The organism is Brevundimonas naejangsanensis, from assembly GCF_003627995.1.
GTDB classification, from domain to species: Bacteria; Pseudomonadota; Alphaproteobacteria; order Caulobacterales; family Caulobacteraceae; genus Brevundimonas; species Brevundimonas naejangsanensis_B.
Genome location: NZ_CP032707.1, coordinates 2,080,676 through 2,098,760 on the forward strand (window position 1 = coordinate 2,080,676; position 18,085 = coordinate 2,098,760).

The 18,085-nt window shown below is 68.8% G+C and carries 14 protein-coding genes and 2 tRNA genes; 10 read left to right on the forward strand and 6 right to left on the reverse strand.

The genetic code is table 11. The annotated features are described in order from the left end of the window. Nucleotides 1–101 precede the first annotated feature (101 nt). Nucleotides 102–2,123, forward strand: coding sequence for a biotin carboxylase N-terminal domain-containing protein (locus D8I30_RS09820; RefSeq protein ID WP_121482583.1), 2,022 nt, complete (start codon nucleotides 102–104; stop codon nucleotides 2,121–2,123). Nucleotides 2,124–2,151: 28 nt separating this feature from the next. On the opposite strand, the gene D8I30_RS09825 is transcribed toward D8I30_RS09820, so the two are convergent. Continuing rightward, the gene (locus tag D8I30_RS09825; protein ID WP_121482584.1) at nucleotides 2,152–2,448 is read right to left on the reverse strand and encodes a putative quinol monooxygenase; all 297 of its coding nucleotides are present in this window, start codon (nucleotides 2,446–2,448) and stop codon (nucleotides 2,152–2,154) included. Nucleotides 2,449–2,609: 161 nt separating this feature from the next. Here D8I30_RS09825 and D8I30_RS09830 point away from each other — a divergent pair, with 161 nt between their 5' ends. The 4 genes from D8I30_RS09830 to D8I30_RS09845 all read left to right on the forward strand — a co-directional run bounded on the left by D8I30_RS09830 (nucleotide 2,610) and on the right by D8I30_RS09845 (nucleotide 7,086). After that, nucleotides 2,610–3,005 (forward strand): DUF1489 family protein, encoded by a 396-nt coding sequence (locus D8I30_RS09830; RefSeq protein ID WP_121482585.1) that lies wholly within the window; start codon nucleotides 2,610–2,612, stop codon nucleotides 3,003–3,005. A 63-nt stretch (nucleotides 3,006–3,068) separates the two neighbouring features. Then, on the forward strand, nucleotides 3,069–4,409 hold the full coding sequence (locus D8I30_RS09835; protein ID WP_121483487.1) for an MATE family efflux transporter: 1,341 nt from the start codon (nucleotides 3,069–3,071) through the stop codon (nucleotides 4,407–4,409). Nucleotides 4,410–4,663: 254 nt separating this feature from the next. Then, nucleotides 4,664–6,373: a methionine--tRNA ligase gene (gene metG / locus D8I30_RS09840; RefSeq protein WP_121482586.1), complete on the forward strand. Its 1,710-nt coding sequence runs from the start codon at nucleotides 4,664–4,666 to the stop codon at nucleotides 6,371–6,373. Beyond that, nucleotides 6,370–7,086: a 2OG-Fe(II) oxygenase gene (locus D8I30_RS09845; RefSeq protein ID WP_240387210.1), complete on the forward strand. Its 717-nt coding sequence runs from the start codon at nucleotides 6,370–6,372 to the stop codon at nucleotides 7,084–7,086. The genes metG and D8I30_RS09845 overlap by 4 nt, the downstream gene beginning before the upstream one ends. A 51-nt stretch (nucleotides 7,087–7,137) precedes the next feature. Here D8I30_RS09845 and D8I30_RS09850 read toward each other — a convergent pair whose 3' ends face one another. Both D8I30_RS09850 and rlmB read right to left on the reverse strand, forming a co-directional pair. Continuing rightward, a complete protein-coding gene (locus D8I30_RS09850) occupies nucleotides 7,138–7,992 on the reverse strand; it encodes a TerC family protein (RefSeq protein WP_121482587.1) in 855 nt (284 codons plus the stop codon). Nucleotides 7,993–8,077: 85 nt separating this feature from the next. After that, nucleotides 8,078–8,956 (reverse strand): 23S rRNA (guanosine(2251)-2'-O)-methyltransferase RlmB, encoded by an 879-nt coding sequence (gene rlmB, locus D8I30_RS09855; protein ID WP_121482588.1) that lies wholly within the window; start codon nucleotides 8,954–8,956, stop codon nucleotides 8,078–8,080. Between the two features lie 149 nt (nucleotides 8,957–9,105). Here rlmB and D8I30_RS09860 point away from each other — a divergent pair. From D8I30_RS09860 to D8I30_RS09880, 5 genes are all read left to right on the forward strand, one after another. Continuing rightward, nucleotides 9,106–9,189: transfer RNA gene (locus D8I30_RS09860), tRNA-Tyr, on the forward strand. 95 nt (nucleotides 9,190–9,284) lie between these two features. Next, nucleotides 9,285–9,358, forward strand: a tRNA-Gly gene (locus tag D8I30_RS09865). Between the two features lie 61 nt (nucleotides 9,359–9,419). After that, the gene (gene tuf / locus D8I30_RS09870; RefSeq protein ID WP_121482615.1) at nucleotides 9,420–10,610 is read left to right on the forward strand and encodes an elongation factor Tu; all 1,191 of its coding nucleotides are present in this window, start codon (nucleotides 9,420–9,422) and stop codon (nucleotides 10,608–10,610) included. A gap of 242 nt (nucleotides 10,611–10,852) precedes the next feature. Further along, entirely contained in the window at nucleotides 10,853–12,433 is a 1,581-nt protein-coding gene (locus D8I30_RS09875; protein ID WP_121482589.1) for a PAS domain-containing hybrid sensor histidine kinase/response regulator, read from the forward strand. Nucleotides 12,434–12,731: 298 nt separating this feature from the next. Beyond that, on the forward strand, nucleotides 12,732–14,045 hold the full coding sequence (locus D8I30_RS09880; RefSeq protein WP_205570692.1) for a hemolysin family protein: 1,314 nt from the start codon (nucleotides 12,732–12,734) through the stop codon (nucleotides 14,043–14,045). A gap of 26 nt (nucleotides 14,046–14,071) precedes the next feature. On the opposite strand, the gene D8I30_RS09885 is transcribed toward D8I30_RS09880, so the two are convergent. From D8I30_RS09885 to cydD, 3 genes are all read right to left on the reverse strand, one after another. Beyond that, the gene (locus tag D8I30_RS09885) at nucleotides 14,072–14,443 is read right to left on the reverse strand and encodes a hypothetical protein (protein WP_121482590.1); all 372 of its coding nucleotides are present in this window, start codon (nucleotides 14,441–14,443) and stop codon (nucleotides 14,072–14,074) included. Nucleotides 14,444–14,638: 195 nt separating this feature from the next. After that, on the reverse strand, nucleotides 14,639–16,303 hold the full coding sequence (locus D8I30_RS09890) for an amino acid ABC transporter ATP-binding/permease protein (protein WP_121482591.1): 1,665 nt from the start codon (nucleotides 16,301–16,303) through the stop codon (nucleotides 14,639–14,641). Then, nucleotides 16,300–17,943 (reverse strand): thiol reductant ABC exporter subunit CydD, encoded by a 1,644-nt coding sequence (gene cydD, locus D8I30_RS09895; RefSeq protein WP_240387211.1) that lies wholly within the window; start codon nucleotides 17,941–17,943, stop codon nucleotides 16,300–16,302. The genes D8I30_RS09890 and cydD overlap by 4 nt, the downstream gene beginning before the upstream one ends. Nucleotides 17,944–18,085 lie beyond the last annotated feature (142 nt).

Below are 18,085 nucleotides of genomic sequence, written 5' to 3' on the forward strand. Positions count from 1 at the left end.
GTTGCGCAGAGCTCCGCCTCATCCGGCCTTGCGAAACCCCTCATCCGTCGGCCTGCGGCCGCCACCTTCTCCCACAAGGGGAGAAGGGCTAAGGACAAGCCATGTTCAAGTCCGTCCTGGTCGCCAATCGCGGCGAGATCGCCTGCCGCGTCTTCCGCACCGCCCGCCGCATGGGCCTGCGCACCATCGCCGTCTATTCCGAGGCCGACGCCCAGGCCCTGCATGTGCGGGAAGCCGACGAGGCGGTGCTGATCGGCCCGGCGGCGGCGCGCGAATCCTATCTCGACGCGGAAAAGGTGCTGGCGGCGGCCAAGGCGACGGGGGCGGAGGCCATCCACCCCGGCTACGGCTTCCTGTCCGAGAACGCCGACTTCGCCGAGGCGGTCATGGCGGCGGGGATCGTCTGGATCGGCCCGCAGCCGTCCTCGATCCGCGCCATGGGCCTGAAGGACGCGGCCAAGACGCTGATGATCGAGGCGGGCGTGCCCGTCACCCCCGGCTATCAGGGCGAGGACCAGTCGTTGGAGACCCTGACGGCCGAGGCGAACCGCATCGGCTTCCCCGTTCTGATCAAGGCGGTCGCGGGCGGCGGCGGCAAGGGGATGCGCAAGGTCGACCGCGCAGAGGATTTCGCTGAAAATCTGGCGTCGGCGCAGCGGGAGGGGCAGTCGTCCTTCGGCGATCCGCGCGTGTTGATCGAGAGCTACATCACCCGTCCGCGCCACATCGAGGTGCAGGTGTTCGGCGACAGCCACGGCAATGTCGTCCACCTACATGAACGCGACTGCTCGCTGCAACGCCGCCACCAGAAGGTGATCGAAGAGGCGCCCGCGCCCGGCATGGATCAGGCCACGCGCGACGCCGTCACCGCCGCCGCCGTGCGCGCCGCAAAGGCCGTGGACTATCAGGGCGCAGGCACCATCGAGTTCATCGCCGACGCCTCGAACGGGCTGAAGGCCGACCGCATCTGGTTCATGGAGATGAACACCCGGCTGCAGGTCGAGCACCCGGTGACGGAGGCCATCACAGGCGTCGATCTGGTCGAATGGCAGTTGCGCGTCGCAGCGGGCGAGCCGATTCCTTTGGCGCAGGAACACATCCCGATGAAGGGCTGGGCCATGGAGGCCCGCCTCTATGCCGAGGATCCGGCCCACGGCTTCCTGCCGTCGATCGGGCGGCTGGATCACTTCGTCATGCCCGACGACATCCGCGTCGATACCGGCGTGGAGCAGGGCGGCGAGGTCAGCCAGTTCTACGACCCGATGATCGCCAAGCTGATCGTCCACGAAGACAGCCGCGAGGCCGCCGCTGCCCGCCTGGCCGACGCCTGCCGCGAGGTCGAGGTCTGGCCCGTCCGCACCAACGCCGGCTTCCTGGCCCGCTGCCTGGAGCATCCGCGCTTCGTCGAGGGCGACGTGGATACGGGCTTCATCGCGGCGGAGGAGGGAACTCTTGCCAGCGATTGCGTCTCAGATGAGCTTGTCGCCGCAGCAGCAAAGCTGATTGCAGAGGAAGTGACCTGGCGTTTCATAGGGCGGGATCATGCCGATACCTGGGAATCAAGGATCAGCCAGCTTTTCGGCTTCCGACTGAATGCCCCACAGTCATCACATGTCGTTCTGGACGTGGACGGAGCCAAGCGAACCGCACGCCTCTCACCTGGCCCCAAGCCTTGGTCCTATGCGGTTGACCTTGAGGGTTCCTCGCATGTCGTCGAGCAGATCTCAGGAAATCGCCTAAAGGGATTGAAAGCCTCGCTTCGGGTCGCACCGAGCGGACAGTCGTTCCACTATCGTTTGGGCGATGATGATGCCGAAGTTGTCGTTTTCAACTCTGGCTTGGCGGTAACGGTGAAGCCGTTCACCGCATTGCGTGGATCGGTTGAAAGCGGCTCCGACGGCGGCCTGCGCGCGCCCATGCCGGGCAAGATCGTCGCCGCGCCCGCCAAGGTTGGCGACGTCGTGACCAAGGGCCAGCCGGTCGTGGTGCTGGAGGCCATGAAGATGGAGCACGCCCTGACCGCGCCCTTCGACGGCGTGGTGGCCGAGTTCAACGTCGCGGTCGGCGATCAGGTGACGGACGGCGCGGTGCTGGCTGTGGTGAAGGCGGCCGACGCGGCCTGAAACCTGTTCATCCCGAAGGCTGTGGGGCTCAGCGCGCGAGGCCGACGCCGCCCAGCGGCTCCGTTTCGGTCCGGCTGTCAAAGCCGGCGATCAGCGGCCGCCCCTTGGCGATGGCGGCTTGAACGGCGGGCAGCGACAGCGAGGCGCGGTGGCTCTCTTGGCTGTCCCACACTTCGGTGACCCATAGAGCGTCGGCGTCCGCCGGATCGCGCGCGACCACATAGCTGAAGCAGCCCGGCATGATGGCGGTCCCTTCCAGCAGAATGGCGGCCAGGGCGTCGCGCTGGCCCGGCTGGGCCTTTATCCGGCCGATCAGTCCATACATGGGCGTTTCTCCAAGCGTTGGCGCGGCCACGGTCATGGCGGCCAAACCCAGACCTGCGGCGAGGATTTGTCGGCGGTCGAGGGTCATGACGCGCAGCATGGCGCCGTTCGCGCAGAATGTCCGCCATGACGTCGCCGGCAATCTGATGTTAGAGGCCCCTCATGCCCCTTCATATGATCAAGCTTTGCGTCGGCGTGTCCGAGGTCGAGACGCTGGAGGCGAACGCCGCGCGGTCCGACTGGCGCATCGTCCACACCCGCATGACGCCCAAGCGCGCCGCCGAGATCGAAAACGGCGGCTCCCTCTATTGGGTCATGAAAGGCTCCGTGACCTGCCGCCAGCGCATCCTGGAGATCACCACCATCGGCGAGGGCAAGGCCAGCCGCTGCGAGATCAAGCTGGACAGCCAGGTCATCCGCACCGCGCCCCTGGCCCGGCGGCCCTTCCAGGGCTGGCGTTATTTCGAGAAGGACGTGCCGCCGGACCTGTCCGTGGCCGAACCGACGGACCTGCCGCCCGAACTGGCGCGCGAACTGCGCGAACTGGGCGCCTGGTAGGCGCCCGAAACGCACGGAAAATCGATTGACGCGCGCATGGGCGCGTGGCTGTTGCGGCCTCCGATGACCCACGCCCTGTTCAGCTTCAAGACCCGCGCCACCCTGTCCGAGCTGCTGAAGCTGGCCTGGCCGGTCGTGCTGGCGCGCCTGGGCATCATGACCATGGGCCTGACCGACGCCATCGTCGTCGGCCACTACGCCAGCCGCGAGCTGGCCTATCACTCTCTGGCCTGGGCGCCGTCGTCGGTCGTGCTGACCACGGCGGTCGGGTTGATGATGGGGGTTCAGGTCATGACCGCCCGGCTGCTGGGCCAGGGTCGCCGCGACGAGGTCGGGGCCGTGTTGCGACGCGGCATGGTCTATGCCCTGCAGATCGGCGTCCTGGGCATGATCGGCCTGTTGCTGCTGGGGCCGTTCGGCCTGGTCCACATGGGGCTGGAGGACGGACTGGGCGAGGGCGCGACCCCGGCCCTGATGGTCTTCGCCCTGTCGATGCCGGCCTATCTGGTGTCGGTGGCGGCGCAGTTCTTCCTGGAGGGCCTGCATCGGCCCAAGGCCGGGATGGTCGCCATGTGGGTGGCCAATGCGGTCAACCTGGGCCTGAACCTGCTGCTGGTGCCGGACCTGCTGGGCATCGGCCTGCATGGGGCGGTGGCCTCGTCCTGGGCGACGTTCGGCGCGCGGACGGCGCTGGCGGTCTTCCTGGTGATCTTCATCCTGCGCCTGCCCGAGGCGCGGGCCCTGGGCGTCTTCTCCAAGCCGAAGCGCGACAAGGCGGTCGAGAGCCAGCAGATGCGGGTGGGGCTGGGCGCGGGCGCGTCCAACTTCATCGAGGTGGGCGCCTTCGCCGCCATGACCCTGTTCGCCGGACAGCTGGGCGCGGCCGAGACCGCCAGCTGGGCGGTCGTCATCAACATCTCGGCCATCGTCTTCATGGTGCCTATGGGGTTGTCGTCGGCGACGGCGGTGCTGGTGGGCCGCAGCTACGGCGCCGCCGATCGCGCGGGGGTCCTGCGCGGCGGGCTGGCGGGCATCGGGGTGGTGACGGTGCTGGCCTTCATCATCGCCGTGGGGCTGTGGCTGGCCGCGCCGCTGGTGGTGCGCGCCTATACCTTCGACGCGGCTATCCTGGCGATCGCGACCCCGGCCCTGGTGCTGGCGACCCTGTTCTTCGTCGCCGACGCCCAGCAGGTGGTGGCGGCCCAGGCCAACCGCGCGGCGGGCGACGTGGTGTGGCCTACGCTGATGCATCTCTTCTCCTATGGCCTGGTCATGATCCCCCTGGGCTGGGTCCTGGCGCACCGGATCGGGGTGGACGGCCTGGTCTGGTCGGTGATCGTGGCCAGCCTGATCTCGGGAGCCTTGCTGACCGGGCGCTTCATAAGGATTGCAAGAAGGCTGTAACGCGCGCGGGCGTTCTCCCTCCCCGGCCCGGGGAGGGTGGCTGAGGCGAAGCCGAAGCCGAGTGGGGCGGCAAGGCAAACCAAACGTCGCGCCTCGTATCACCTGACCTCCCCACCCGGTCGCGGAGCCTGTCCTCGGGTTCGCCTTCGGCGAAGCCCGGGGGCGACCACCCTCCCCATGAAGGGGAGGGAGAAGGTGACGCCTCGGGTTTCGCGCTCTATATCCGTCTGCTTCCTCCCGCAGACTGGACGACCATGGCCCGCATCCTCATCACCTCGGCGCTGCCCTACATCAACGGCATCAAGCACCTTGGAAATCTGGCCGGGTCGATGCTGCCCGCCGATGTGTGGGCGCGCTTCAAGCGGGCGCAGGGCAATGATGTCCTCTACGTCTGCGCCACCGACGAGCACGGCACGCCGGCCGAGCTGGCTGCCGCCGCCGCCGGCCAGGACGTCCGCACCTATTGCGACGAGCAGCACGAGGTGCAGCGCCGGGCGGGCGAGGCCTTCAACCTGTCCTTCGACGTCTTCGGCCGCAGCTCCAACGCGCCCAACACCCGTCTGACCCAGCATTTCGCCAAGGTGCTGGAGGAGCGTGGCCTGATCGAGGAGCGCGTCGACCGGATGATCTATTCGATCGACGACGCCCGCTTCCTGCCCGACCGCTATGTCGAGGGGACGTGTCCGCACTGCGCCTATGAGAAGGCGCGTGGCGACCAGTGCGACAATTGCGGCCGGCTGCTGGATCCGACCGACCTGATCAATCCCTATTCAGCGGTGTCGGGCAGCCGCAACCTGGAGGTCCGCGACACGCGCCACCTCTATCTGCTGCAGACCAAGGTGGCCGATGAAGTGCGCGCCTGGGTCGACGCCCGCTCGCCTCAGTGGCAGCCGCTGGCTCGCTCCATCGCCTACAAGCATCTGGACGAAGGCCTGATCGACCGGGGCATTACCCGCGATCTGAAATGGGGCGTGCCGGTCGTCGGACCCGACGGCGGCCCGCGTCCGGGCATGGAGGGCAAGGTCTTCTACGTCTGGTTCGACGCCCCCATCGAATACATCGGCGCGACCGAGGAGTGGGCTGAGAAGACCGGCGGAAACTGGCGCTCGTGGTGGCGACTGGACGAGGGCGCCGAGGACGTGCGCTACGTCCAGTTCATGGGCAAGGACAACGTCGCCTTCCACACCGTCAGCTTCCCGGCCACCATCCTGGGCTCGGGCGAGCCGTGGAAGACGGTGGACCAGTTGAAGGCCTTCAACTGGCTGAACTGGTACGGCGGCAAGTTCTCGACCAGCATGGGCCGAGGCGTCTTCATGGACCAGGCGTTGGAACTGCTGCCCGCCGACTACTGGCGCTGGCACCTGACGGCCTATGGCCCGGAACACTCCGACGCGGCCTTCACCTGGGAGCAGTTCCAGGCGACGACGAACAAGGACCTGGCCGACGTGCTGGGCAACTTCGTCAACCGCATCGTCAAGTTCACGGAATCCAAGTTCGACGGGGTCATCCCGGCCGAGGGCGAGGTCGGGCCGCTGGAGCAGAAGCTGGCCGCCGACATCAAGGCGGGGCTGGAGGAGCTGACGGCCGATTTCGAGGCCATGGAGTTCCGCAAGGCCGCCCAGGGCGCGCGGGCGCTGTGGGCGCTCGGCAATGAGTATCTGCAGGTTGCGGCCCCCTGGACGGCGCTGAAGACCGATCGCGAGCGCGCCGCCGTCGGCGTGCGCACCGGCTTGAACCTGGTCGCCCTGTTCGCCCGGGTCACCGCGCCCTTCATGCCCGAGGCGGCCGCCCGCATCGCCGCCACGGTCGGGGCGACGGACCTGTCCTGGCCGGACGCCGAGAGCGATCTGCTGAACGCCTTGCCGGTCGGTCAGGCCGTGGCCTCGGCCCAGGTGCTGTTCGCCAAGATCGAGGACGCCCAGGTCGCCGAATGGACCGAGCGCTTCGGCGGCGCGGAGGGGTGAGCCCTCCGATCCTGAATGCGGTGTCGCCCGAGCGGCGCGCCGCCATTCGCCAGCGGCTGCAACGGACGGGGCGCGCCCAGGTCGAGGGCATCCTGGCCGAACCCACGGCCGCGGCGCTGCATCATCTGGCGCGCGAGGCTGACTACAACGTCGTAACGCGGCGCGGGACCGGCCATGTGGATTTGCCGTCCGCATGGCTGGCTTCCCTGCAGCCCGAGCAGAAGCGCGGACTAGCCGAGGCGATCCAGAAGTCGGCGACAGCGGATTTCCAGTATCTGTACGACAACTATCCGGTGTTCGACCTGGTGCAGGACGGTCATGCGGACGCACCTTGGCGCGATCTGGCGGCCTTCCTGAATGGCGAAGAATTCCTGGGCCTGATGCGCGACCTGACCGGGGAAGATCGCATCGCCCTGGCCGACATGCAGGTGACGCGGTTTCGCGCCGGGCATTTCCTGACCGAGCATGACGATCACGCCGAGGGAAAGAACCGCTACTTCGCCTATGTGCTGAATTTGACGCCGAGCTGGCGGATCGACTGGGGCGGGCTGCTGGCCTTCCACGGCGACGACGGCAATGTGGCCGAGGCCTTCACACCGCGCTTCAACACCCTGAACCTGCTGCGGGTGCCCGCGCCGCACTCGGTCACACAGGTGGCCCTGTCGGCGGGCGGCGACCGGATTTCGATCACCGGCTGGCTGCGCGGCCGCTGAGGCTCTGCTGGATATGAGAAAGGCCCGGATCGCTCCGGGCCTTTTGTCGTTTCAGGACGCTTGCGGGGCGGGCTCCGCCGCGACCGGCGGCGGATCGCGGCGTTCGCGGCCGCCGGGCAGGGCTTCGGGCGTGTGCCGCCCTGGGCCCTCGCCGCCGTGGCGCAGGTGCTTGGCCTGCTCCTCGGCGCCGATGTCGAGGAAGGTGGGGGCCGAGGCGTTGAACTGATCCGTGTGGCCGGTGCGCACGATGACCGAACGCCCGCCGTCCCAGATCATGTGCAGGGCGACGTACAGCACGATGGCCAGGCCGATATAGGCGATCCAACGATAGCGGTTCAGCAGCTTGGCGATGAAGCTGGCGGCCAGGCCCATCAGGGCGATCGACAGGATCAGGCCGAAGACCATGATCCACGGGTGGTCGTGGCTGGCGCCGGCGACGGCCAGGACGTTGTCCAGGCTCATGGTCAGGTCGGCGACCATGATCTGGATCAGGGCGGCGCCGAAGGTCTTGCGCTTCAGGCCCAGCTCTTCCGGGCTGGGGCCGCCGCCGTGTTCGATGGCCATGGCGCGTTCGATCTCGGCCTCGGCCTCGGCCTGATCGTGGGTCGCCTGCTCGCGCAGTTCGCGCCACATCTTCCAGCAGACCCACAGCAGCAGGAAGCCGCCTGCCAGCAGCAGGCCGATTATGGCCAGCAGCTGGACGGTGATCAGGGCCAGGCCGATGCGCATGATCACGGCCGCGGCCAGGCCGATGAGGATGGCCTTGCGGCGCTGGTCCTGGGGCAGGGCGGCGGCGGCCAGGCCCACGGCCACGGCGTTGTCGCCAGCCAGAACCAGGTCGATCATGAGCACCTTGCCGAGCGCGGACGCCTGGCTGACGAATTCGGGATTGGAGAGGAAGTCCATGCCCGCTCTTTAGAGCCCGGGGCCTGCCGCGCCAAGACGCCGCAGGGGCGAGTTGACGCGGCCGGGGAGCGTTACCGGGTTCGGTCTAGAGGGCGCGGCCCTGCGCGCGCGCCGCCTCATAAAGAGCGATGGCGGCGGCGTTGGAGACGTTCAGGCTCTCGAACCCGCCGGGCATGGGAATGCGGGCCATGATCTCGCAGTGTTCGGCCACCAGGCGGCGCACGCCGTCGCCTTCCGAGCCCATGACGATGATGGTCGGCCGGGCGTCCAGCGCCTGCTCCAGCGTCAGATCCGCGCCGCCGTCCATGCCGATGGCGCGCCAGCCGTGGTCGGCCAGCTTCTCCAGGGCGCGGCTCAGATTCGTCACCCGGGCGCAGGGCAGGCGCTCGGTCGCCCCGGCCGCCGCCTTGGCCAGAGCGCCGGCCAGGGCGGGAGAGTGCCGGTCCTGCACCACGATGCCGCGCGCGCCGAAGGCCAGGGCCGAACGGAAGATGGCGCCGACGTTCTGGGGATCGGTCAGCTGGTCCAGCATGACGATGACCCCTTCGGCGGGTTCGGCCAGGTCCTCCAGGGCGACGCCTTCCAGCGGCTGGACCTTGAAGACCATGCCCTGGTGCACCGCCCCGGCGGGCAGCATCCGGCCCAGGGCGAGCGAATCGACCACTTCGATTCGGTGGCCGTTCGCCAGATTCTCGCGCTGAATCTCCTCGGCGCGGTCTTCCGTGACCATCAGACGGCCCATTCCGCGACGCGCCGGATTCGCCAAAGCGGCCAGAACCGGATGGCGTCCCCAAAGAAAATTATCGGCGTCCGGGCGCGAACGGGCCGGCCGGCGCTCGGGCTCGCTTCCGCCGCGTCCTTGCGGGGCGGGCGTTTGAGGCCGATCGAGGCGGCCTTCGCCTCTCTTGTGGAAAGATTGTTTTTTACCGGTTTTCCGGTCGTTGCGTTCTCGAAATGACGACACTATAAGACGGCCTCCGATTTGGGCCCCAGGGCTTTCGGTTCAGGCGCTTCCTCTACTGCAGGCGTCGCCCGACAGCGAAGGCTTTCGTCGCGAAATGATCGAAAGATTGTTTCCGGCGTTTCCAGACCGGCATTGACATAAGGCGCGCTGGGGGAATGTCCCGAGCGGCAAAGGGGGCGGACTGTAAATCCGCTGCGTAAGCTTCGCAGGTTCGAGTCCTGCTTCCCCCACCACGCGCTTCAATGCCCCACGGGCCGGGAGTCCAAAAAGGAATCGGGTGCGGAAACGTCGCTCTTCGAACGAAGGGCGGTGCGACTGCATTCTTCGTGCGGGTATAGCACAATGGTAGTGCAGCAGCCTTCCAAGCTGAGGATGTCGGTTCGATCCCGTCTACCCGCTCCAGGTTTATTGAACTGAGCACAAGCGCCCCTCCGTTCCGGACCCGGGCCACAGGAGTTTGGCCATGGCCAAGGAAAAGTTCGAACGCACCAAGCCGCACTGCAACATCGGCACGATCGGCCACGTTGACCACGGCAAGACGACGCTGACGGCGGCGATCTCGATGACGCTGTCGAAGGCCGGCGGCGGCAAGGCGATGAACTACGCCGACATCGACAACGCGCCGGAAGAGAAGGCGCGCGGCATCACCATCAACACCTCGCACGTGGAATATGAGACGGAAAACCGTCACTACGCCCACGTCGACTGCCCGGGCCACGCCGACTACGTGAAGAACATGATCACGGGCGCGGCTCAGATGGACGGCGCGATCCTGGTGTGCTCGGCCGCTGACGGCCCGATGCCGCAGACCCGCGAGCATATCCTGCTGTCGCGTCAGGTCGGCGTTCCGGCCCTGGTGGTGTTCCTGAACAAGGTCGACATGGTCGACGACGAGGAGCTGCTCGAGCTGGTCGAGATGGAAGTTCGCGAACTTCTGTCGTCCTACCAGTTCCCGGGCGACGACATTCCGGTGATCAAGGGCTCGGCCTTGGCCGCGGTCGAAGACCGTGACCCGCAGATCGGCGCCGAGCGCATCCTGGAGCTGATGGCGGCGGTCGACGCCTACATCCCGCAGCCGGAACGTCCGGTCGACATGCCGTTCCTGATGCCGGTCGAAGACGTGTTCTCGATCTCGGGCCGCGGCACCGTGGTGACGGGTCGCGTCGAGCGCGGCATCGTCAAGGTCGGCGAGGAAGTCGAAATCGTCGGCATCCGTCCGGTTCAGAAGACGACCTGCACGGGCGTCGAAATGTTCCGCAAGCTGCTGGACCAGGGCCAGGCCGGCGACAACGTGGGCGTGCTGCTGCGCGGCACCAAGCGTGAAGACGTCGAGCGCGGCCAGGTGCTGTGCAAGCCGGGTTCGATCACCCCGCATACCAAGTTCGTGGCCGAGGCCTACATCCTGACCAAGGAAGAAGGCGGCCGTCACACGCCGTTCTTCACGAACTACCGCCCGCAGTTCTACTTCCGCACGACCGACGTGACCGGCATCGTGAAGCTGAAGGAAGGCGTGGAAATGATCATGCCGGGCGACAACGCCGAGCTGGACGTCGAGCTGATCACCCCGATCGCCATGGAAGAGAAGCTGCGCTTCGCCATCCGTGAAGGCGGCCGCACCGTCGGCGCCGGCGTCGTGGCCAAGATCGTCGAGTAATCGACGATCAAGGAACAAGCGTAGGCTTACCAGTTTCAGTAAGAGTAGCGTAAGCGTTCCGGCCTCAAGCAGCCCGCAAGGGCGTTAGGCTATAGTATCAAGCGTAACAGAGCGGCCCTCCGGTTCTCCGGGGGGCCGTTTTGCTTTGGATCAAAACTGAATTTACGACTTTGGTCGAACCCGACAATTAAGATTTTTCTCAGCGCGGCGGGAGCATTTCGGGCGGCTGAAAGGACCTACTAATGACTGACGTCGACTGGCCCCGCCGCGCTGGCCTCTCCGCTGCGCTCGACGAGGCCGCTATCGTGGCGATCACGGATCGCGCCGGTCGCATACTGTATTGCAACGACAAGTTTGAAGCGGTCAGCGGCTACGCCCGCGACGAACTGATCGGCCAGACCCACCGGGTGGTGAACTCCGGGGCGCACGGGCGCGACTTTTTCCAGGGCCTCTACCGCACCATCGCTCAGGGCGAGGTCTGGCGCGGCACGATCCAGAATCGCAAGAAGATGGGCGAGCCCTATTGGGTGGACACCACCATCGTGCCCAATCTGGGACCCGACGGTTGGCCTGAGACCTATACGGCCATCCGGTTCGAGGTGTCGGACCACGTCCGCGCGCTCAAGGCCCTGGAGGCGGCCCAGGCGGAGGCGAGGCGGGCCGCCGAGGTGCGGGATCGCTTCTTCGCCAACATCAGCCATGAGGTGCGCACCCCGCTGAACGCCGTCCTGGGGCTGGCCTCGGCCCTGACCCACACGACGCTGACGCCGCGCCAGGCGGAGATGCTGAATCTGATCACCGGGGCGGGCGACGCCCTGCGCCGGGTTCTGGATGACATGCTCGACCTGTCGAAGATGCAGGCGGGCCAGTTCAGCCTGTCGCCCGGACCCTTCGACCTCCGAGCCGACATCGAGGCCGTGGTCGAGATGCGCCGGGCCGCAGCCGAGGCCAAGGGGCTGGCGCTGGACGTGGCCTTCGCTCCGGGCGCGCAGGGCGAGGTGATCGGCGACGGGGTGCGGATCACCCAGATCGTCTCAAATCTGGTGTCCAATGCGGTGAAGTTCACGCCCCAGGGCCGCGTGTCCGTGCGTGTCGACGTGCGCGCGCAGAACGGGACCGACCGGCTCGTGATTGAGGTCGAGGACACGGGCATCGGCTTCGACGCCGTGGCGGCCCAGCGACTGTTCAGACCCTTCGTCCAGGCCGACGACGCCATTTCGCGCCAGTTCGGCGGCACGGGGCTGGGCCTGTCGATCTGCAAGTCGCTGGCGGAGCTCATGGAGGGCGAGATCACTGCGGAATTCACGCCGGGCAAGGGCAGCCGGTTCACGGTGGACCTGCCTGTGGTCCGTGCGGCTTCGAGCGGGATGACGGGCTCGGCGGACGAGGGGGTGGCTGAGGAGGGGCCCTGCTTGCGGATTCTGGCGGTCGAGGACAATCCGGCCAACCAGATGGTCGTGCGCTGCCTGCTGGAGCCGCTGGGCTTCGAGATCGTCACCGCCGACGATGGTCTGGAAGGCGTGCGGCGCTTTCAGGAAGAACGCTTCGACATGGTGCTGATGGACATGCAGATGCCGGTCATGGACGGGCTGGAGGCGATGCGGCGCATCCGGGCCGAGGAGGCGCGCCGAGGCGCGCCGCGCACCCCCATCGTCATGCTGACGGCCAACACCACGGAGGTCCACCACCTCAAGGCGGCGCAGGCCGGGGCTGATCATCTGGTCGCCAAGCCGGTCACACTGGAGCTTCTGCTGCAAGGGATGGAGCAGGGCGCGGCCGCCGCTGCGGAATGGGCGCCCGAGGCGGTCCTGCCCGTCGCCTGAGCGCGGAACCCGGCGGGCGCCCCTGCGTTCACGCCCGGTCGCCAATGAATGGTTAACCACCATGGGCCGCGCCGCGCGTCTGGGCTTGATGATAGGACTGGTGATCGGTCTCTGCGCCTGCGCGTCCCAGAATGGGGGACGCCGGGCCGCGACAGGCTTCTACGGCGCCGCCGAGATCGGGCGCACATCCTGAACGCCCCATTCAAGACAAGAATGGCTGGCGTGTCGGCGGCTTCGCCCTTAATATCAACACCGCGGACGCCGGTAGTCGCGCCGCGTCAGGGCTTCTCCCTTTTCGATGTTGACCATCGCTATCGCCGTCGTGCTGCTGCTCGTGGTGCTGAACGGCCTCTTCGCCATGACCGAACTCGCGGTCGTGTCCTCCCGCAAATCCAAGCTTCAGAGCCGCGCCGAGCGAGGAGACCGGGGCGCTCGGAAGGCGCTCAAGCTGGCGGAAGAGCCGACGCAATTCCTGTCGGCCGTGCAGGTGGGCATCACCCTGATCGGCATCCTGGCCGGCGCCTACGGCCAGGCGGCCATCGCCGGGCAGCTGACCGAAATCCTGAAGCAGGCCGCGCCGGTGCTGGCGCCCTACGCCCAGGTGGGCTCGACCGCGCTGGTCGTCGTGCTGATCACCTATGTCTCGCTGATCGTGGGCGAACTGGTTCCCAAGCGGCTGGCCCTGATCTTCCCCGAGACGATCGCGGCTAAGATGGCCGGGCCGATCTCGACGCTGGCGCTGATCATGAAGCCCTTCGTCCTGCTGCTGACCGCCTCGACCTCGGGCATTCTCAAACTGCTGGGCGTCAAGGACCGCGACGGTTCGGACGTCACCCAGGAAGAGGTGGAGAGCATCCTGGCCGAGGGCGCTTCGGCGGGCCTGATCGAGCCGGAAGAGCAGGAGATGATCGAGGAGATCCTGCGCCTGGGCGACCGCGCCGTGCGCGTCGCCATGACGCCGCGCCACGAGGTCTATTGGATTGCCCTGGACGACCCCGAGGCGGTGCTGCGCGAGGAAATCCGCACCTGCCCCTATTCACGCATCGTGGTCGCGCGCGAGAATGACGTCGATAATCCCCTTGGGGTGGTCCACAAGAAGGACCTGCTGGACAGCCTGTTGGACAAGGGCGAGTTCGACGTCGAGAAGCTGGTCGCCGAGCCGGCCTTCATCCCCCAGTCGACCTCGGTGCTGAAGGCGCTGGAGATCCTGAAGGGGTCGAAGGTCCACATGGCCTTCGTGGTCGACGAATACGGCGCCTTCGAAGGGGTGGTCACGGCCACCGACCTGCTGGAGATGATCGCCGGCGACTTCAACGAAAGCCACGACGAGACCGAGGTCGCCATCCGCAAGCGCGAGGACGGCTCCTGGGCCGTGGACGGCCAGGCGGACCTGGACGAGCTGGGCGAAACCCTGGGCGAGGAGTTCGGGGAGCACGAGGGCTTCCACACGGTGGCGGGTCTGGTGCTGCACCACCTGTCGCGCGTGCCCGACGAGGGCGAGATCCTTCAGCTGGGCCGGTTCGAGGTCGAGGTCATCGACATGGACGACCGCCGCATCGACAAGCTGCTGTTCCGCCCGATCATCAAGGGGCCGGAGACCGACGCCGCCTGATCATCGGCGGCGCCGGTCGCGTCGGCTCAGGGCTGGTCGAGCGGATTGACCACGGCGACCCTGTAGGGGCGCATTCGGCCGCCCGGCTCGGCCAGGGAGACGTATTCGCCCGCGACGAAGCGTTCGTCCTCGAGGCGGAAGCCGACGGCGTCGGAATCCTCACCCGGGAAGTCCAGCAGCCAGCGGCCGTCGGAGCCTTGCGTCAGCTGGCCGACGGCCAGGGTCTCGCCGTCGCGGAAGCGTCGCACGCGGGTGCGTTCGGGCGCGGCGAGCAGGGCCGGGGCGTCCAGCCGCGCCTGATCATCCAGCATCACGACCAGATCGTAGCCGTCGCCGGGATCGCCGTGAGGCGCGTCGGCCTCGCGCGCCAGCTCCAGCCGGATATGTTGCAGGCTCATGACCTAGCGTTCCTTGCGCTCGGCCATGTTGGTGGCCACGACGCCATAGCCCACGGCGGCCATGAAGATGAGGAAGAAGGCGGCGAAGGCGGCGACGGCGGGGATGATTTCGGTGGGCATGGTTGGTCTCCTATGCCGCCAGCAGAGCTTATCGCCGCCCGCTGCGCCTTGATGGAGATCAAAGGTTGGCCACCGTCAGGCCGCGACCCGGATCGGCTGGACGCGGGCCCGGATGCGGCCGTCGGCAGCGATGCCGGTGACAGCCAGAGCCTGGTCGCACAGAGCAAGGGGCGCGGGGCGGTGGCTGATCAGGATCAGGCCCTGGCCGGTGCGCTGCAGGCGCAGGGTCAGACGCTCCAGCACCAGGGCCTCCGTGGCGGGGTCCAGGCCTTCGGTCGGCTCGTCCAGCACCAGCCAGGGGGCGGGACGCAGATAGGCGCGGGCCAGGCCCAGGCGACGCCGCTCGCCGCCCGACAGGCGGGCGCCGTTCTCGCCCAGGGCGACGCCCAGGCCGCTGGGCGCGGCGCGAATGCGCTCGGCCAGGCCCGCGTCCTCGAGCGCGGCCCACAGCTGGGCGTCGTCGGCCGAGGGGGCGGCGAGGCGCAGGTTCTCGCGCACCGTCCCGGCCATCAGCACCGCCTGTTGCGGGGCATAGGCGAACAGGGCGCGCGCGGCGTCCGGGCTTAGGGTCGCGGCGTCGGCCTCGCCGAGGCGGATCTCGCCCGGCAGCGGCTCGCGCAGATGCATCATGCGCTCGACCAGGGTGGTCTTGCCCGCGCCCGAGCGCCCGACAATGGCCAGGCACTGGGGCGGGGCCAGGCGCAGATCGGGCGTCGTCAGATGAAGCGAAGGCGCGACCGGCGCGGCGGCCTCGACCGAAGGCGCGGCCTCGAGCAGTGCGCCCAGGCGCTGGACGGCGGCGGCGACGGCGCCGTTCTGGCGAAAGGCGTTCAGCAGATTTCCCGCGCTCTCGACCGTGGCCACGGCCGCCAGCATGGCCAGGGCGGTCAGGGGCGGCGAGGCCGGGCCGGCCGCCAGGGCGGCCCCGGCGACGCCCAGAGCCATGGCCAGGGTTTGCGCGGCCATGAGCCAGCCGCCCGCGCGGGCCAGGGCTTCGGCGGCGGCCTCGACGGCGCCGCCCTGACGGGCCAGGCGGTCGACGGCCCAGTCCTTCATGCCGTAGGCCTGCAGTTCGGGCGCGGCCGCGGCCAGGGCGGCGAAGTCGGTCTTGAAGGCGCCGACGGCCTCCTGCAGGCGCCGCCCGGCGGGCTCGGCCAGGCGACGGCCGAGAACGAGCCCCAGGACCACGCCGACGACGGCGGCCAGGGCGACGGCCAGCGCCGCGCCCCAACCGGCCAGGGCGGCCAGGCCGACGCCGGCCGCCAGGCCCGCGCCCGCGCTCCACGGCGCGGACAGGCGCACGAAGCGGTCCTGTACGGCGTCCACGTCCTGCACGAGACGGGCCGAGGCCTCGCCCCCCGCCAGGGACAGGGCGCGTCTCGCCGGGCCGCGCGCCAGGCCCTCGAACAACTGCGGCCTCAGGGCGGCCAGGGCCTTCAGCGCCGCCTCATGGCCGGTGACGCGCTCGCCGTAGCGGGAGCCGGTGCGCACGATGGCCAGGAAGCGGATGGTGGCGCTGGGGATCAGATAGTTGAAGAACTGGACCGCCGCCGGTCCGGCCGCTCCGGCCAGGGCGGCGGCGGTGATGAACCATCCCGACAGCCCGAGCAAGGCGATGGCGCCCGCCGACACCAGGGCGCCGGTGATGGAGGCGGCCAGCAGGCGCGAGGACTGGGCCCGCTCCTGCGCGCGGATCAGGGCCTGGAGGCGGGCGACGCCGGGGGAGGACGGAAAGGTCATAGGCGCACCACGACGTCGGCCAGTTCGGCCACGGCCTCGGAATGGGTGGCGATCAGGGTCGTGCGGCCGCGCGCCGCCTCGCGGATGATCGGCAGAAGGGCGGCCTCGGCCTCGGCGTCGAGGTTGGCGGTCGGCTCGTCCAGAAGCAGCAGGGGCGCGGGCTTGAGGAAGGCGCGGGCCAGGCCCAGACGGCGACGCTCGCCGCCCGACAGGCCGCCGCCGCGCTCGTCGATCAGTCGGTCCAGCGCGCCCTCGAGACCCGCCTTGCGGGCGGCCCCTTCGATCTCCTCGGCCGAGGCGCCGCGTCGGGCCAGGGCGATGTTCTCGGCCAGGGTCCCGCGAATGACGACCGGCGCCTGGCCGGCCCAGGCGACCCAGTCGGTCAGGTCGGGGCTGTCGGACAGGCGGAGCTCGCCGATCTCGACCTCGCCCTCGGACAGGGGCGCCAGGCCCAGGAACAGGTTGAGCAGGCTGCTCTTTCCCGCGCCGCTGAGGCCGATCAGGGCGACCACGGCGCCGGGCGCGGCCTCCAGATTGAAGCCGCTGAGGACCGGCGCGCCGTCATAGGCGACGGCTACGTCACGGAAGCGCAGGGCCGGGGCCGAAGCGGGCAGGGCGGGGCGCGGGCGCGGCGCCTCGGCCGCCTGGTCCAGGCGACGCAGGCTGGGCACGGCCGATTCGGCGGCCTGGCGGTCATGATAGGCGGCGGCGAGGCGGCGCATCGGCTGATAGACCTCGGGCGCCAGGGCCAGGACGAAGAAGGCCTGGGTCAGGCTGAGCTGCTCAGGAGCCGGGAAGGGCAGCAGCTTCAGCAGGTTGAAGCCGCAATAGACGGCGACCAGGGCCACCGCGAGGGCCGAGAAGAACTCCAGCACCGCCGAGGACAGGAAGGCGACTTTCAGCACCCGGCCGGTGCGGCGCGCCAGGTCGTCCGAGGCGCGGGCGATGACGCGGGTCTGCTGGGACTCGGCCTGGAAGGACAGGATGGCGGGCAGGGCGCGCACCCGGTCCAGAAACAGGCCGGACAGCCGCTCCAGCGCCTGGAACTGGCGGCGGCTCTCGGCTCCGGCGGCCATGCCGGTCAGGGCCATGCCCAGAACGAAGGGCAGCAGGGTGAAGACCAGGATGCCGGCGGTGAAGGGGCTGACCACGGCGGCGGCGGCGATCAGGATCAGGGGCGAGGCGGCGGCCGCCAGGCGCGCAGGCATGAAGCGCGCGACGTGACCGTCCAGGGCCTCGACCCCCTCGGCGACGGCGGTCATCGAGGCGGCGTCGGACAGGCGGCCGGACAGGGCGCCCTTCAGAACGCGGCGGCGCAGGCCTCCCTTGGCGGCTCGCGCGGCGCGGGTGTTGAACCGGACGGCGGCCTGGCTCAGCGCGGCGCGGGTCACGAGGGCGGCGACGGCCAGGGCCAGCCCCGGCGTCGCCTCGGCCAGACCGTGCGGCAGGGCCCCCACGGCCAGCGCCAGTCCGGCGGCGAAACCGATGGCCGGAGCGGTGTCGGCGATCACCAGGGCGCCGCCCAGGCCCATCAGCCGCCGCCACGGCGACAGGGCGGATTTCAGCCAGAGCGCGGGCGTCTCTTCTCCCGCGATTCTCCGCGAGGCTGTCGGCTGTGGGGCGAGCGGCTGGGCCGTCATCATGTCTCCTGGTTCGTCCGCCTGATCAGGCATCATCGGCGACGAGGGAGGATTGGGCAAAAAGCCCATGTGGCGAAAGGCCCTTGGGCAAAAGGCCGTCTAGAGCGAGTCTGATGGCAAGGCTTTGATACGGATCAAGGCG